18 protein-coding genes, 1 tRNA gene and 1 pseudogene are annotated in these 16,493 nt (G+C 41.2%); 17 read left to right on the top strand and 3 right to left on the bottom strand.

Annotated features, from left to right (window positions below):
- Complete coding sequence (locus AR1Y2_RS14765; RefSeq protein ID WP_137329657.1) at positions 1-675, top strand: DUF5105 domain-containing protein; 675 nt, start codon at positions 1-3, stop codon at positions 673-675.
- A gap of 312 nt (positions 676-987) precedes the next feature.
- Here the strand turns inward: AR1Y2_RS14765 and AR1Y2_RS14760 are convergent, their stop codons facing one another.
- Positions 988-2,001, bottom strand: coding sequence for an EcsC family protein (locus tag AR1Y2_RS14760; RefSeq protein WP_175403674.1), 1,014 nt, complete (start codon positions 1,999-2,001; stop codon positions 988-990).
- A gap of 423 nt (positions 2,002-2,424) precedes the next feature.
- Here AR1Y2_RS14760 and uvrC point away from each other — a divergent pair, with 423 nt between their 5' ends.
- From uvrC to AR1Y2_RS14710, 10 genes and pseudogenes are all read left to right on the top strand, one after another.
- Complete coding sequence (gene uvrC / locus AR1Y2_RS14755; RefSeq protein WP_024726494.1) at positions 2,425-4,308, top strand: excinuclease ABC subunit UvrC; 1,884 nt, start codon at positions 2,425-2,427, stop codon at positions 4,306-4,308.
- Between the two features lie 29 nt (positions 4,309-4,337).
- Complete coding sequence (gene hprK / locus AR1Y2_RS14750; RefSeq protein WP_137329655.1) at positions 4,338-5,273, top strand: HPr(Ser) kinase/phosphatase; 936 nt, start codon at positions 4,338-4,340, stop codon at positions 5,271-5,273.
- Between the two features lie 5 nt (positions 5,274-5,278).
- A complete protein-coding gene (locus AR1Y2_RS14745) occupies positions 5,279-6,217 on the top strand; it encodes an ROK family glucokinase (protein ID WP_137329654.1) in 939 nt (312 codons plus the stop codon).
- A 6-nt stretch (positions 6,218-6,223) separates the two neighbouring features.
- The gene (gene murB / locus AR1Y2_RS14740; RefSeq protein WP_137329653.1) at positions 6,224-7,132 is read left to right on the top strand and encodes a UDP-N-acetylmuramate dehydrogenase; all 909 of its coding nucleotides are present in this window, start codon (positions 6,224-6,226) and stop codon (positions 7,130-7,132) included.
- A gap of 12 nt (positions 7,133-7,144) precedes the next feature.
- Positions 7,145-7,999, top strand: a complete 855-nt coding sequence (rapZ, locus tag AR1Y2_RS14735; RefSeq protein WP_137329652.1) for an RNase adapter RapZ — start codon at positions 7,145-7,147, stop codon at positions 7,997-7,999.
- 3 nt (positions 8,000-8,002) lie between these two features.
- On the top strand, positions 8,003-8,929 hold the full coding sequence (gene whiA, locus AR1Y2_RS14730) for a DNA-binding protein WhiA (protein ID WP_137329651.1): 927 nt from the start codon (positions 8,003-8,005) through the stop codon (positions 8,927-8,929).
- Positions 8,926-9,183: an HPr family phosphocarrier protein gene (locus tag AR1Y2_RS14725; protein ID WP_137329650.1), complete on the top strand. Its 258-nt coding sequence runs from the start codon at positions 8,926-8,928 to the stop codon at positions 9,181-9,183. Before whiA ends, AR1Y2_RS14725 begins: the two co-directional genes overlap by 4 nt.
- A gap of 13 nt (positions 9,184-9,196) precedes the next feature.
- Positions 9,197-9,269: transfer RNA gene (locus AR1Y2_RS14720), tRNA-Thr, on the top strand.
- A 208-nt stretch (positions 9,270-9,477) separates the two neighbouring features.
- Positions 9,478-9,940: pseudogene (tnpA, locus tag AR1Y2_RS14715) on the top strand (IS200/IS605 family transposase).
- 301 nt (positions 9,941-10,241) lie between these two features.
- Entirely contained in the window at positions 10,242-11,282 is a 1,041-nt protein-coding gene (locus AR1Y2_RS14710; protein ID WP_243118773.1) for a serine/threonine protein kinase, read from the top strand.
- Between the two features lie 266 nt (positions 11,283-11,548).
- Here the strand turns inward: AR1Y2_RS14710 and AR1Y2_RS14705 are convergent, their stop codons facing one another.
- Positions 11,549-12,268, bottom strand: a complete 720-nt coding sequence (locus AR1Y2_RS14705; RefSeq protein ID WP_137329649.1) for an ImmA/IrrE family metallo-endopeptidase — start codon at positions 12,266-12,268, stop codon at positions 11,549-11,551.
- Positions 12,269-12,275: 7 nt separating this feature from the next.
- Positions 12,276-12,599, bottom strand: coding sequence for a helix-turn-helix transcriptional regulator (locus AR1Y2_RS14700; protein ID WP_137329648.1), 324 nt, complete (start codon positions 12,597-12,599; stop codon positions 12,276-12,278).
- A 157-nt stretch (positions 12,600-12,756) separates the two neighbouring features.
- Between AR1Y2_RS14700 and AR1Y2_RS17900 the strand changes: the two genes are divergently transcribed.
- The 6 genes from AR1Y2_RS17900 to AR1Y2_RS14680 all read left to right on the top strand — a co-directional run bounded on the left by AR1Y2_RS17900 (position 12,757) and on the right by AR1Y2_RS14680 (position 16,484).
- Entirely contained in the window at positions 12,757-12,969 is a 213-nt protein-coding gene (locus tag AR1Y2_RS17900; protein WP_175403673.1) for a hypothetical protein, read from the top strand.
- 87 nt (positions 12,970-13,056) lie between these two features.
- On the top strand, positions 13,057-13,329 hold the full coding sequence (locus AR1Y2_RS14695) for a hypothetical protein (RefSeq protein WP_243118772.1): 273 nt from the start codon (positions 13,057-13,059) through the stop codon (positions 13,327-13,329).
- 20 nt (positions 13,330-13,349) lie between these two features.
- Positions 13,350-13,757, top strand: coding sequence for a DUF1492 domain-containing protein (locus AR1Y2_RS14690; protein WP_243118771.1), 408 nt, complete (start codon positions 13,350-13,352; stop codon positions 13,755-13,757).
- A gap of 271 nt (positions 13,758-14,028) precedes the next feature.
- Positions 14,029-14,898 (top strand): hypothetical protein, encoded by an 870-nt coding sequence (locus AR1Y2_RS14685; RefSeq protein ID WP_137329646.1) that lies wholly within the window; start codon positions 14,029-14,031, stop codon positions 14,896-14,898.
- A gap of 2 nt (positions 14,899-14,900) precedes the next feature.
- The gene (locus tag AR1Y2_RS17895; protein WP_175403544.1) at positions 14,901-15,071 is read left to right on the top strand and encodes a hypothetical protein; all 171 of its coding nucleotides are present in this window, start codon (positions 14,901-14,903) and stop codon (positions 15,069-15,071) included.
- Between the two features lie 3 nt (positions 15,072-15,074).
- Complete coding sequence (locus AR1Y2_RS14680; RefSeq protein WP_137329645.1) at positions 15,075-16,484, top strand: phage tail sheath subtilisin-like domain-containing protein; 1,410 nt, start codon at positions 15,075-15,077, stop codon at positions 16,482-16,484.
- Positions 16,485-16,493: the final 9 nt, after the last annotated feature.

Raw genomic sequence — 16,493 nt, 5'->3', positions numbered from 1 at the left:
ATGAAAAAGCAGATGAAGAGAAAATTGGCGGTATTACTAAGCCTTGTTTTAATCATTTCTCTGGCTTTGGCCGGATGCAAGAAGAAAGAGGAAATTCCGGAGCCGCACAAGCTTGCAGAAGCATATTATCTTTTGTATACCAGAGGTAATACAGAGGAACTTGTAAAATATGGTATTACGGAAGCAGACGCAAAAAAGGCATTAAAGACCTATAAGACAAGTATGAAGTCTTCTTTCATGACATCTGCAAATTATGCCGGAGGCATGTTTAAATCTGAGGACGCGGATAAAGTTATTGATTCAATACTCCATGCGTTAGCAAAGCTTAAATATGAAGTGAAAACAGATGAAAAGGACGAAGAGGAAGGAACAGCAACAGTCATTCTGAAATCACAGAGTATTAACCTTGCAAAAATACAGTCTGAGCTTATGAAAGATATGCAGAATGCTATAAAATCAGGAAAAATCAAAAAGAAAGAACAGTTAGGCCCCTACATTCTTTCCAAAATGGCGGAACTGATTAAAGAAATAAAGCCTACAGAAGAAATGAAAGAAGTCACTTTAACCATGAAATTAAAAACAGTGAAGCAAAATAAGAAAGAAGTCAAAAGATGGATGCCTGAAAACAGTTACACATTTGGGACACAGATAGTTAAGATTCTGATTACCCAGTAAGTTCTACAGTAAACTGCTGCTGTGTCAGAAATTATTAGTAATCCTAAGACTTTCTTCAGGTCATTTTATACTTTGTTTAGAATTGTTTATTTTCTATCCATTGTTTCCGGGGAGGATTCTGATATACTTAGACTATAGTTTTTCATATATATTAATCCTCTCTTTTCATTAAATAGGTAACCCCGCATTTGACATTGCGGGGTTATTTTTATTGAATTGGCGCTGATACCTTTTTCGCAAAATGCTCTTTAACTGTGTAACATTTCAAGGAGAAATGCTTTTACTTAGATTATCCATTTCTATTAAAATTTCTTATTCACCTATTAAATTTGAAATACGACTTTCTTTTTCCATAATAAACCTTTTCTGATAGAATATATCGGCATACTCAAGCACTTTTTTCATTTGTGCCGTATCAATCAATGCACCCGTAACTGCAGAAGCAATCGGCACTGCTTTTCCTATCGCTTTTAATGTCAGTTTTCGGCCAATTTGCTCAAAGGCTTCTTTGAAAATGTTGTTTTCCAATCCCTTTGCCCCTACATTTTGAAGTGCCTTTTGTGCGGATTTATGTGCTAGCGCTCTCATTTGTGCCAACAATAATGGTATTCCACCACGAGCTGCCATATCCGTCCATGTTTTTTTCACTGTTTGCTTTACAACGGCAGCTTGGCTCATCAACATAATTTTACCAATAATAGCCGTTGCTTCATTGTTGGCATCGCTTGTACTTGGACTTAATGCGTTTGTAAATACTTCACTTGCTATTACTAATTCGGTACTATTGTTTTTTACATCATATCCATAAAACATTGCTATTGATTGTACTGATCTAAAATACAGAAAAGTGCTTAAAACAATGTTAAAAGGCAATCCCCAAAATCCAAATGCACCTGTTCCGCCACCCTCTATTGTGGCGACAAATGTATCTTGATTTTTATATGTATTGACCAATTTTGCTATGTCATAACTTCTTACTAAACAAATTTCGTCTAATTTTTGTATTTCAAAACCAGAGTTTTGGTTTACCTTAGTGATGATCTGCTTCTCATTAATAGAAAATTTAGCCGCCTGTTCCTCGATAGTTTTAAATCCACTTCCGATTACATTCATCATTTGAGAATATAATTCTTTCTCCGATATATTAAGGCTAATATCAATTCCCCATTTCTTAATTTTCTCGGGTACAAGTTGTCCTGCCTTTGTACCTAACTTTGCAAGTTTGCTGGGTTCAATAAGTTTAGTATATTTTTCTGTCAAAATATCGAGTGTGTCTGCTTCCTTTTTATTAATAATAGGAGCAGGAGCATCAAAAATTCTATTCATAGTGTACCTCATCTATCTTGTATTTTATAACACAGCTTGTAAATTTCGCGAGTGTATCAATAGGTATTCCTTGTTTCGACAATTATCATTCAGAAATAGTCATTAATGCCAATCTGTTTGATATTAAGTATAGCTCGCAGAATACAATAAATCCATATCATTTATTTTGAAATCCGCTATGTAACAGATAAGAAAGCGAAATCACATTTCAATGTTCATGACTTTTTAATAGCACAGAAACTAATACTATTTTTTATTCCATAGGTCTGCTTGAGTCCTAGCTTTTGATAGTCGTTGCAGCTTCCGAAAGAATAAAAAAGCCCTATGGGTGTTATGATGGGGGGTGTCTACTTTGTTCTTTTCTGTTTCTTTAGAGTATGATATCATGGTACACACATGTTGGGATGATGGAGGAGAGCCAGGATGTTTAACATACAGGAAGAATTAAAAAAACTTCCGGCAAAGCCCGGGGTTTATATCATGCATAATGACAAAGATGAGATCATATATGTAGGTAAGGCGATCAAACTCTGCAACCGTGTGAGACAGTATTTCCAGGGCAGCAGAAATTTAACCACAAAGATTCAGCATATGGTATCTCATATTGCATATTTTGAGTATATTATTACAGATTCAGAGCTGGAAGCACTGGTGCTGGAGTGTAACCTGATCAAGGAGCACCGGCCCAAATACAACACCATGCTGAAGGATGACAAGAATTATCCGTACATCAAAGTTACCACTAATGAAGAATATCCCCGGATCATGCTGGCCAGAAAGATGAAGCAGGACAAGTGTAAATACTTCGGGCCATATACAAGTGCGGGGGCAGTAAAGGATATCATTGAGCTGCTGAGGAAGCTTTTTAAGATTAGGACATGCAGCAGGAAACTTCCAAAGGATATCGGAAAAGACCGTCCTTGCCTGTACTATCAGATCAAGCAGTGTGAAGGGCCGTGTCAGGGATATATTTCTAGGGAAGATTACCAAAAATCTATTGAGAAAGTACTGAGCTTTCTAAACGGAAATTATAAAGATGTATCCGAAATGCTCACTGAAAAGATGAACCAGGCGGCTGCCGAACTGGAATTTGAATCGGCCGCAGAGTACAGGAATCTGCTGAAAAGCATTGCAAAGATCGCAGACCGTCAGAAGATCAACAGCCATGGATTTGAAAACAGGGATATCATTGCCTTTGCAAAAGAAAAAACAGATGCAGTAGTTTCTGTCTTTTTCATTCGGGACGGAAAGCTTTTGGGAAGAGAGTATTTTCATATGACCCAGGACGAGGAAACTTCGGATCAGGAGCTCATGAGTGCATTTGTAAAGCAGTTTTATGCGGGGACACCATATCTTCCAGGGGAGATTTTCCTGGAATGTGGTATGGATGACATAGAAATCGTAGAAGAATGGCTGTCCAAGAAACGGGGAGGCCGTGTCCATATCAGGATCCCGGTACGAGGTGAAAAACACCGTCTGGTGGAACTGGCGAAAGAAAATGCACGGAATGTCCTGAACAGGGATAAGGAAAAGCTGAAACGGGAAGAACAGCGCACAATCGGGGCGGTTAAGGAAATTGAGCAGCTTCTGGGGATTAAGGGACTACACAGGATGGAGGCTTTTGATATTTCCAATATCAGCGGATTTCAGACGGTGGCATCCATGGTCGTGTTTGAGGACGGTAAAGCCAGAAAGCGGGATTATAGAAAGTTCCGCCTGAAGTCTGTGGACGGCCCGGATGATTACAAGAGTATGGAAGAAGTCCTTACAAGAAGACTGTTACACGGACAGCGGGAGATCGAGGAGTTGAAAGAGAAAAATCAGGACCTGGAATTTGGCAGTTTTACGAAGTTTCCGGACCTGCTGCTGATGGACGGAGGAAAAGGACAAGTCAACGTTGCGGAGAGGGTTTTAAAGGATCTGAATCTGGAAATCCCTGTGTGTGGTATGGTGAAAGATGACAATCATAGAACCCGTGGATTGTATTATAATAATGATGAAATCTACTTTCCAAAACGAAGTGAAGCTTTTCTGCTTGTGACTAGGATTCAGGATGAAGCCCACCGGTTTGCCATTGAGTATCACCGGTCACTGAGAGCAAAAGGACAAGTCAGTTCTGTGCTTGATGATATCAAAGGCGTCGGTCCAAAGCGAAGAAAAGAGCTGATGAAACATTTCAAACAGATACAAAACATCAAAGATGCCACGGAAGATGAGATCATGCAGGTGCCGGGCATGACTCGGAAAGCGGCAAAAGAAATCTATTCGTTTTTCCATTTGTCTCAGGAAGAAAATGTGATAAACTAAGAATAACAATCGGACAAGGAGGATTCATTATGAGCGAAGAATACAAGGTATCGGTGGCAGAACTGGCAAAAAAGCTGGAGTTGATCCCAGTGATCCCGGACATCAACACCAATGACATTTATATTACACAGGCAGAAGTAAACCGTCCGGCATTGCAGCTGGCAGGCTTTTTTGACCATTTCTCATCATCCAGGGTGCAGATCATCGGAAATGTGGAATATATATACATCAACAATATCTTGGAGAAGGAAGATAACTGCGACCAGATCCTGGACCGCCTTTTTAGTGCCCAGATCCCGTGCCTGGTATTCTGCCGGGGGAAAGAACCGTGTGAAAAGATCATTAATTTCGGAAGAAAATATGGAGTCCCTGTTTTTATCAGCAAGGATTCTACCTCAGAATTTACTGCGGAAGTAATCCGCTGGCTCAGTGTGGAACTGGCTCCGAGGATTTCGATCCATGGAGTTTTAGTGGATGTTTTCGGTGAAGGTATTCTGATCACAGGAGAGAGTGGTATCGGAAAGAGCGAAGCTGCCCTTGAACTGTTAAAGAGAGGACACCGTCTCGTATCAGATGATGTGGTGGAGATCAAGCGTGTGAGCAAAGATACCCTGATCGGCTCATCCCCTGCTGTGACCCGGTTCTTTATTGAACTGCGGGGTATCGGCATCATTGATGTGAAGAATCTGTTCGGTGTGGAGAGTGTCAAGATGACCCAGAGCATTGATCTTGTCATTCAGCTGGAAGACTGGAATAAAGACACGGATTATGACCGGCTGGGCCTGGATGAAAACTATGTAGAGTACCTTGGAAATAAGGTAGTGGCACATGCACTTCCAATCCGTCCGGGCAGAAATCTGGCGATCATCGTTGAGTCAGCTGCCATTAACCATCGCCAGAAGAAAATGGGATACAATGCTGCAGAGGAATTATACAAAAGAGTGACTGGGAAATTGGAGGAATAAGCGGCATGAAATATATTTATGGAATTGACGTGGGAGGCACCACAGTAAAGCTGGGATTGTTTCAGGAAGATGGGAGCCTTGTGGAAAAGTGGGAGATTCCTACAAGAAAAGAAAACGGCGGAGCCCATATCATCGAAGATATCGGAGCGGCGCTGAAAGAAAATATCGCAGCGCACAAGATCCAGACGGATCAGCTGATCGGAGCCGGAGTGGGTGTGCCCGGAGCAGTGCTTTCTCTTAAGAAGGTAAACGAATGTGTCAACCTTGGATGGGGGCAGGTCGATGTGGCAGAAGAACTTGGAAAGCTTTTGGGATGTCCTGTGAAGGTGACAAATGATGCCAATGTGGCCGCCCTTGGAGAACTCTGGGTCGGAGCTGCAAAGGATTACCGCAGTGCGGTTATGGTCACTCTGGGTACTGGAGTCGGCGGTGGCATGATTGTCGATGGACAGATCATCAACGGCAGCCATGGCTACGGCGGAGAGATCGGGCATATGACAGTCAACCCGGCAGAGACACGCAAGTGCAACTGCGGAAAGACGGGATGTCTGGAGTTGTATGCTTCTGCGACTGGAATTGTTTTTGAGACAAAGAAGGCATTGGAGGCGTCCGACGCAGAGACACCCCTGAAAAAGATGACAGACTTTTCGGCAAAGGATATTTTTGACCTAGCAAAAGGGGGAGACACTTTTGCAGCTGAACAGGTAGACCATTTAGGTGAGAAACTGGCAATGGCCTTTGGAAATATTACTCTGACAGTGGACCCTGAGGTTTTTGTGATCGGCGGGGGAGTCTCCAAGGCGGGAACTATACTTTTGGACGCCATTAAAAAGCACTATGGAAATTATACCTTCGGCGCTGTAAAAGAAGGAAAATTCATTCTTGCAAGCCTTGGAAACGATGCAGGAATTTACGGGGCCGCAAGACTGATCAAAGGAGAATAAAATAGCATGAGCACGATTCTTGAAGAATTGAGACAGAAGATAGCACCAGAACGGGTACTCACAGGGGAACCTATGAAGAATCATACAACCTTCCGCATCGGCGGAGAAGCAGAACTGTATGTGATCCCTGAGACCATAGAGGAAGTACAGTGTACGGTCAAAGCAGCAAAAGAATATGAAACTCCGCTCTTTATCCTTGGAAACGGCAGCAATCTCCTGGTAGGCGATCAGGGAATTGACGGAATTGTACTTCAGATCTATAAAAACATGAATAAGATCACCTGCAAAGGAAATGAGATCACTGCCCAGGCAGGAGCACTGCTGAGTTCCATCGCCAAGGAAGCACAGAGACAGAACCTCACCGGGTTTGAGTTTGCAGGAGGGATCCCCGGCACATTCGGCGGTGCGATCACTATGAATGCGGGAGCTTACGGCGGAGAGATGATTCAGGTGTTAAAGGAAGCCACAGTGCTGACGAAGGACGGAGAGATTCTGACGCTGTCTGCCAGTGATCTGGAACTCGGATACCGGACCAGCAATGTGATTAAATGCGGATATACGGTATTGAGCGGTACCATTTCACTCGAAGATGGAGATCCTGCCGAGATCAAAAAGCAGATGGATGAATATACATTGGCGAGAAAGACAAAACAGCCGCTGGAGCTGCCCAGTGCAGGCAGCACATTTAAACGCCCGGAAGGATATTTCGCGGGGAAATTGATCGATGACGCAGGACTCAGGGGATACCAGGTCGGCGGTGCGCGGGTATCCGATAAACACTGCGGTTTTGTAGTGAATCAGGATCATGCGACAGCCAAAGATGTGCTCCAGCTGATCGAAGATGTACAGAAAAAAGTGAAGGAGAAGTTTGGAGTGGACCTGGAGCCGGAAGTGAAGCGGGTCGGAAAGTTTTAGAGGAAGAATGATATGAGGTTTGTGATTGTTACCGGGATGTCAGGAGCAGGAAAGAGCAGCGCATTAAAAATGCTTGAGGATGTCGGATATTTTTGTGTGGATAATCTTCCGACCAGGCTGCTTTGCAAGTTTGCGGAGCTTACACTGGATAAGACGGCAAACATATCCAATGTAGCCCTCGGTATTGACATCCGCAGCGGAGCATCTATCGATGAGTTTTTAGAAGAATTAAATAAGGTCCATGAAATGGGCGTCAAGTTTGAGATCCTGTTTCTAAACGCCAGTAACCGAATCTTGGTGAAACGATATAAAGAGACCAGGAGAAACCATCCTCTGGCCCGCAACGGGCGGATCGAGGATGGAATCCTAAAAGAGCGTGAGGCAGTGGATGTCTTAAAAAAGCACGCAGATTATGTCATTGATACGAGCCAGCTGCTCACAAGGGAATTGAAGGCTGAAATTGACAGAATATTTGTCAGGGAAGAAGAATATGCTAACTTCAATGTGGCGGTGGTATCCTTTGGATTTAAGTTTGGGATCCCGGCTGATGTTGACCTTGTATTTGATGTCAGGTTCCTTCCCAATCCTTATTATGATCTGAATCTGCGCCCTTTGACTGGAAATGACAAGCCGATCCAGGATTTTGTCATGAAGCATGAGGAGTCCAGAGTATTTTTAGACAAGCTGGAAGATATGCTGAAATTCCTGATTCCAAATTACATTAAGGAAGGGAAGTATAATCTTGTGATCGGGATTGGATGCACAGGCGGGAAGCATCGGTCCGTCACGATCACAAATGCTTTGGCAGAAAGATTAAAACAGCTGCCATATCCAGTGAAGATTGAGCATAGAGATATAACGAGGTAGGAAATGTCATTTTCAAGTGAAGTGAAAGAAGAACTCGCAAGGCTCACCAGCGGAGCCAGACACTGTAAGATCGCAGAACTTGCCGGTATTCTTGATTTCTGCGGAGAGGTCCTTTTTAATGAAGGCACCTACTGTGTAAAAGTGCATACAGAAAATGTGTCGGTGGCAAAACGCTTTTTTACGCTGCTAAAAGACACGTTTGGTATTCATGGAGAACTGCAGGTGAAACGCAATGAATATCTGAAAAGAAGTCGAAATTATTCGGTTTTTGTTGACAAACATGAGGATTGTGTTTTATTATTGAAAGCAGTGAAATATTTTGAGCCAAAGAATTTTGGATTAGTCCTGCAGAACACGTGCTGTAAAAGGGCCTATATCCGGGGTGCTTTTCTGGCAGCCGGTTCCATGAGTGATCCGGAGAAAAATTATCACTTTGAAATTGTAACTCTTCATGAAGAATTTGCGGAACAATTGCAAGATGTGCTTGATTTTTTTGAATTAGATGCTAAAATAGTAATTCGTAAGAAGTACTATGTAGTGTATATCAAAGAAGGTGCAAAGATCGTTGATGTACTAAACATCATGGAAGCACATGTCGCTTTGATGAACCTCGAAAATGTCCGTATCTTGAAAGATATGAGGAACACGGTGAACCGCCGTGTAAACTGCGAGACTGCCAACATCAACAAGACAGTTTCAGCAGCCGTGAAGCAAGCCGAGGATATTCGATTTTTACAAGAGCATAGAGGGCTTAGTGAACTGAACCAGGGACTGCAAGACATCGCCTATCTGCGATTGGAACATCCTGAGGCTACTCTGAAAGAGCTAGGAGAGATGCTGAATCCCCCCGTTGGCAAATCAGGAGTGAATCATCGTCTTAAGAAGCTGAGTAAGATTGCTGAAGATATGAGAATGGGAGGATCATTATGATTTCTAAGAGTATCAATATTCATGTGACGGAGAATAAGGAAGAACGTCCGGTTGCTTTTTTGGTCCAGATGGCCAGCCAATTCGAGAGCAAGATTTTAATCGAGGCAGGCAACAAAAGGATCAATGGAAAAAGTATCATGGGTATGATGAGTCTTGGTTTGGATGATTTAGACAATATTACTGTTGTTGCGGACGGAGCGGACGAAGAGACTGCTGTCTCAACAATTGAACAATATTTAACAAAAGGAGCATAACTGCTCCCAATTTGCCGAAATAGCTCAGCAGGTAGAGCACTTCACTCGTAATGAAGGGGTCGCCGGTTCAAATCCGGTTTTCGGCTTTGGCGCAAACACTGATATCTACAGTGTTTGCGCCATTTTTATTGTTGACTTTAGTCTATTGAGCAGGTAACGAAGTGTCTGCGAAATAAAAAACCACCTGCTATGCAGGTGAGTTGGGGGAAAGCTTAAGCTTCAAGCAAAAACCCTCCTATGATAAGATTTAAAAAGGTTCGCCAACCAAAAAATAAGATCATAGGAGGGATCCAAATGGACAATAACAGTCTATCACATACAACGTGGAATTGTAAATATCATGTAGTTTTTGCACCAAAGTATCGAAGAAAGATAATCTATGGACAGATCAAGAAGGATGTGGCAAACATACTGAGCATGTTATGCAAACGAAAGGAGATCGAGATCATAGAAGCGGAATGCTGCAGGGACCATGTCCATATGCTGATCAAGATACCACCCAAATACAGTGTGTCACAGATCATGGGATACCTGAAAGGAAAAAGTTCGCTGATGATATTTGACCGGCATGCAAATCTGAAATACAAGTATGGGAATCGACATTTCTGGTGTAGAGGATATTACGTAGATACAGCAGGTAAAAATGCAAAAAAAGATAGAGGAATATATAAAGAAACAGCTACAAGAGGACATCGAATACGACCAAATGACCCTGAAAGAATACATCGACCCGTTTACGGGTGAGCCAGTAAAGTAGGGGGAAGAGAGGCCCGTTAACGGGCACCCGGAGAACGAAGTGTGGTTGGCGGACCGGATCAGAGCATCTTTAGATGCAAGACAAGTAACGGTCCCTTATAGGGACAGGACAAACTACCGGCTGAGCCGGTAGTCCTGATTTCCATAGAAAAATTCTGCGAATTTGATTATGTTTAATTTAAGAACATTAGTTTTACAGGGTTCTTACCGAAGACCGGAAGAGATATAAATATAGATAGAATCATTCATTATAATTATGATAAAATAGAACAGGGAGCTTGTTTAAATAAAGGAGGAGAAGTATGAATAAATTAATAAAAAAAGCAGCAATCATAGCAATGAGCGGGGTTTTAACTTTTTCTATGATGCCATCAATTTCCGCTAAAGCAGCTAAAAAGAAATTATTCGTAAATAAGGTGTATGATACGACAACACAAGTAAAAGGAAAGACCAAGAAAAAGTATCAGGTGCGGGTTATAATAGGAAAGCAGACGTATAAAGCAAATGCAAGTAAAACAGGAAATTTCAGCGTAAAAATTCCTAAACAGACGGCAGGAGAAAGTCTGATTGTGAAAACTTATCGGAAATCAGGGAGAAGATGGAAGTACTACACGAAGAAAAAAGTTTCTATTTTAGCCAAAACAATTTCAGTTAAAAAGTTTTCAAAGACTTCCAAGTACATTAAAGGATATGCAAGGCCAAAGTACAAAATTAAATTAACTATGAATGGAAAGACGTATACGAAAAAGGCTGGCAGCAAGACAGGATATTTTGCAGTGAAAATGAAAAAAGCTGCAGGCAACGCGACGGGCACAATTAAGCTGTATGACACAAAAGGGAAGTATGTAAAAACTTATAAGATACAAGCTGAATCTGATTATACGCAAAATGGAAAACCTTATAATGGGAAAGTACCTGGTCTCTCTGACCCCATCAATGTAGAAGACTTTAATAATAGGCTGAATAGCACGAACACATTTAAGGATAATTCTATTTACTATAGATATGATATTACAAAAAGTTTTTCAGATGTGTGTTCTGGGTATGGCAGAGGCAGTTGTGGTTATATTTCAACTTACTTAGGCAGAAGTAATAATGAAGAGAGTATGTGGTTCACTGCTAAAAATGGAGTTACGCTTTATTATATGACGTTTGAGTCTGGCGATTTGAGAAATACTCCTATTCCTGGACCATCCAACAAGGCAGAGATAATAAAATCTGGAGAGACAGTACAGATTGACCCTAAGTTTAAGGATGCGGAAGGGCACATTTCGCGTTTAGCAATAAAGATTGTTGGTTATAAAAATGGGAAGCCAGTGATCATGGTGTCTGAATTATTATAATAAGGAATCGACACACTGTAGTAATTAAGACTTTTTTACATTTTGAACCGTTCCCCGCAAAGCAGAGAATAAAAAATAAAACTTTTTCTGCCAGTAGGTACTGCCTGCTGGCAGTTTTTATGTTGCTTGTAAATAACTTTGTGTCATTCCCGTATTTTTTCTTTCTATAAAATATGCTCCCGTCTAAGCGGCAAGCTTTTCTTATTGTATTTGTCTGCCTGGAAGGGAGCATATCAGAATTTAGTTATATTTTCACGTTTCTTTTGCTATATATTGTTTAAAAACTGCTGTTCTATATGAACTAGGATCCGGTCATCTTTTGTCAGATGTGCAGGAGCGCACTCTCTTCTTATCTTGTCCATCTTACAGTGAATGCATAGGTCATCTGTTGAATTATAGATCGTCTCGCCGCAGATACTGCACGTTGTGACGCTAAAAATAAATTTTCCGATATCTTCATTATAAAAATGATGGTACATAGCTTCGTCAATGTCGCTTACATCTCTGGATACAGAATCTCTCCAAAGCCTGTAATTCTGAAATGCATAAGAACCGGCCTCTCTGCTGATCTGAAAGCAGGAGGAAACATCATTCTCATCTCTGCACTGGGCAAAATGAATCGCCATCCTGGGAGCCAGGATATTGCTGGCGAAAAAATTAGCCTGGTGCTCATTTTGGGAGCATTCTTTGGAATGCCCCAGCATAATATGTCCCAGCTCATGCATAATGGAGAACCGGATCCTAAAAGGAGACTTTGTCTCATCATAGGCAATGATCCGGTTGGCACCGTAGCGGAACGCGTCCTCAGAATAATTTCTGCAGTATTCATAGAGCCGCTCATTGATGTCCCGCATGTTCTGATACGTGAAAATCCGGTATCCGTAGTGTCTTAAAATACTGTAGCAGTCAATCGGAAATGACTGGATCTCACAGTCTCTGTAAACATCAAGTATCTTAAGAAGTATATCGTGATAATTCAAATCCACCAATCCTTTATAATTCAGATAACATCTTTATAAGTTCTAATTTTTCTTCGATGGACATTTCCTTCCCATTCCTTGCGATCAGTGTTTTCAAATCTGCATAAGATGGTTCATTTTGATTGTCAGAGATCAGAGATTCATCGTCACAGAAATATTCTGTGGTGACTCCAAACTCCTTTGAGATTTTTAAAAGAACTTCTATATCAGCTTTCCGGCTGTCTCTTTTGATCATAGAGTAGATTGTGGTAGGTGCCACGTTGATCTTTTTGGCCAGCTCGTTGGGATTCATATGATGTTCTTTTAACAACAGCTCTAACTTTGATCCAATACCCATAAAAATATACCGCCTTTCTATAGAAAGAATAGCATATTAAAAAGTTTAAGTAAATAAAAAAATATGCAAATGCGTATAATTACATTGACAAATAACTCAAATGAGTATATCATGACAATAGAGATTACGCAAATGAGTAATGATAGGAGGTAGACTGTTGCCATATATAAATTTGAAAATGGAATTAATGAAATCCAATATCACAAACGAAGAAGCAGCGAGTGTATTGAAGTTACAGGCGGAGGACGTAGTGGACAAGCTGTCAGGTTCCGGAAGGTTCACCATTGAGGAAGCAATGTGTTTAAAAACAGCATATTTTCCTCATCTGCCTTTGGAATATCTGTTTGTACATACGAAATCGCAGCCGTAACAAAATTACGCTCTTTACTAAAGAGTATAGAACATAAGTTCGTGAAAGGCAATAGGCATAATATACAAAATTGGAAGGGAGATTGTTATGTTTGACTTTACCACAGAGCAGGGACAGATGGACACAGTCATCGGGATTTTACTGCATCATTATAAAAAAGAGGATTTATCAGAGTTTTATGGAATATCACCAAAATTAATCAATATCTGGATGGAACGGTACCGCAGAAGGGCATTGGAGGAAATTAAGAGGAGACAGATTTGTTTCAACGGTCGTTCTGTGAAAAAGATGAAGCCACTATTATCAATCTACAGGCCAACCTCCGGAGCGGTGTACATTGACTGGAAGCATATAAGATAAAAGAAGAGGGGAGGAATACGATGACAGAAAAAGATATGGGACAGATGTATTATCTGAATAAGGAAATTGAAAGATTAAATGAAGAACTGAATTGGATGGAATGCAAGAGTATGATGAAAAGCCCTATTTTGACCGGTATGCCTTTTGGAGGAGGAGTCAGCGATAAGACTGCTGACTATGCAGTGCGGATAGAAGAGATCAAAAATCTTATCGATATATCAGTGAAGAAATTACTATATACAAGGGCAGAGATTGAACGTTTTTTACAGGAAATTGAAGATCCAGAGCTGAGACTGATCATAAGACTGCGCTCGATCAATCATCTTGGATGGCAGGAGATAGGGGAAGAACTGGGGATGGACAGAAGGACCGCATCGAGGAAGTACCAGAAATTCTGTGATGAGGTGTTTGCCCACAATGTCCGCTGAGATAATGATATAGTTATCATAGAAATTAAAAGATTGAAAATCCATTTTTAAAAGGATCTCATTTCTCTCTTTTATTTTTTCCCTGTCGGTAGAGGACAGGCAGAAAATCTGCCCACAATGTCCGCTGGCAGAATGATATCATTATAATAGAGAAAACAGGCAGGAGATCCCACCTATGAAATTTGGTCTTCCCGCCTGTTTTCTTCTATGAAAAAAGGAATTCCCAACCCGTCGTGTAATACAGCTGTAATGATAAAAGTATTTTTAGGAGGTGTGCAAAATAGAAAATTTAATTTATCAGAGATTAGCAGATTCTGCAGATCTTGTTAAGCTTCTGGCAAAATATAATGGAAAGCCGGCAATATTTCAAAAAAGAGCTCCCGATGATTCTGATGAACTGTGGGAAAGTGATCCGTATCCAAGGATGATCTATGAAGTAGAATTAAAGGAAGAAATGGAAAGAGAATTTAGCAAAAGGATCCGTCTTCACGTTATTTGTAAGAAAGGACAGCAGACCAATTCCCTGGATTTCAAAATGCCAATTCTTACGGCGCTGGACCGTTGCTTTTTTACAAAGATAGATGTAACTCTGGGTACAAGGTGGAGTCATACAGAACCAGCTGTACTAGAAAGTGGAACATCAGTGGAGGAGACCATCTACACATTCAACGGAATGCTTTTTACAAAGCAGGAAATGATAGAGCCAGATCCGGTGGCTGCATTAAACAGCTGGCTGAAAAATACTTTCGAGGATGCGGTTATAATCAGCAGAGATCCACTTGAAGATATTTGGAAACCAGGAAATAGTGAATCAGCGATCTATTGCCGTCTGGAAAGCATGGCTCCAGGATCTTATAAAGATACGTGGTGTAATTCCTGGATCACTGCCGGTATCAGGATCCATATTATAGCAGAGCAGTATAAAAAGCTTTCTATGATACGGGAAATTACGCAAAAGCTGGCAGGTATTAAGTCACTGACCATGAGTGACGGGGGACCTTTATACATTATGAAGGTAAATTATAATGATACTCTGAACCCACTGAAGCACCGGCAGTTCTTTATTGAGTGCCAGTATGGGGTCCTTCGGCAGGAAGAGGAGAAGCAACCAATTCGTAATATCGATATTCAGGAGGGATAGTATTGAAATCACAGGTAAAATACAGCATGGAAGAATTTGCTTCCAATCCGGAAGTTCTTGCAGCATCTGAGGATCTGATCAGAGCTGCTTTTTCTTTTGCCGGACTAGAAGAAGCATCAGAAAAAGAAGCAAAGAAAATTGTAAATGATTATAAAAGCAAGGAGGTACATTAGACTATGGGAGGAACATATCAGGCAGGGGAAGAAAAGGTAAGACCCGGAGTTTACAGAAGGTATTCAACAGAGGATAAAAAGCTTGTAGCAGGAGCGATGACAGGAGTTTTTGCAATTCCGGTAAAAGCTGATTTTGGTCCTGTAGGAGTTGTCACAATTCACACAAAACAGGATACACTCAAGGAAATGTATGGTGTAGGAGGGACAGTAAAAGGGGCAACGAATCTTTTTGAAGGAGGGGCTGCCAAGGTTCATGTGTATCGTTTGGGGACAGGGGGCACCAAGGGAACACTGGATCTGAAAGATGCTGAGGATGCAGCTGTGGTTTCTCTGGAAACAAAATATCCAACGGATATTACATTTGCGGTCTCATTAAAACAGAAATTAGGAAGTGAAACAAAGAGAGAGTTTTCTGTATATCAGGGAGCTGTTTTAAAGGAAAAGTTTGAATATGAAGTACAGGCTGACGGTGATGAAGGACAGATTCTTACTGAAATTATTAACGCAAAATCAGCTGTTTTTCATGCTGAAAAAGCTGCGGAAGACAAAAAACCAGTTTCAGTCGTACAGCAGGAGATTACTCCGGGAACCAATCCCACAGTTACAAACGCAGAATACAGTGCGGCATTGGAGGCCTTTGAAGCTTATAAGTGGAATGTTCTCGTAACAGATACCGTAGATACTGCTGTACATGAGCTGTTAAAAGCATATATGAAAAGGTTAAAGAATAATGGTTCCATTGGTTCCTGTGTTGTCGGAGAGGGAAGTGATGTTGCTTTTGAAGAGCGGATGGAACATGCAAAATCATTTGATTCCGAATACTTTATCTATGCTGGAAGCGGTTATGTGGATGCAGAGGGCAATAAAGTAGACGGCTATGAGGCAGTTACTATTCAGGCAGGTATTATCGGAAGCACTCCATCCAATAAGTCCGTTGTACATACTGTTATTCCGAATGCAGTCGATACTCTTGAAGTTTTGAAAAACGAAGATTATATTCACGCCATTGAAAACGGCATGCTTCTTCTCTCACCAAGTGAGGAGGGGGAAGTTTGGTTTGACAGCGGAGTGAATACACTGACAACGTTAAATGAAAACCAGGATGCAGGATGGAAAAAGATCCGCCGTACAATGACCAGATATGAAATGTTTGACAGAATCGACAGAACAATCACACCTCTGGTTGGAAAGGTAAACTGTGACTCAGACGGTATTTCCAATGTAGTGAAAGTGGCACAGGATGTTTTGATCGCAATGGTGAACGAAGGAAAATTAATGGATGGTGCAAATTTCTATGAGGATCCGGAACAGGCACATGGCCCGGATAATGCACATTTTATTATTGAGGCATCTGACATTGACAGCTTAGAAAAAATTTATCTGAACTATAAGTTCAGCTTTTCAGGAGAATAGGGGGAGAAA

It is taken from the genome of Anaerostipes rhamnosivorans, assembly GCF_005280655.1.
GTDB lineage: Bacteria > Bacillota > Clostridia > Lachnospirales > Lachnospiraceae > Anaerostipes > Anaerostipes rhamnosivorans.
The sequence above is the reverse complement of the archived record's forward strand: the minus strand, read 5'-3'. Positions and strand labels throughout refer to the sequence as shown.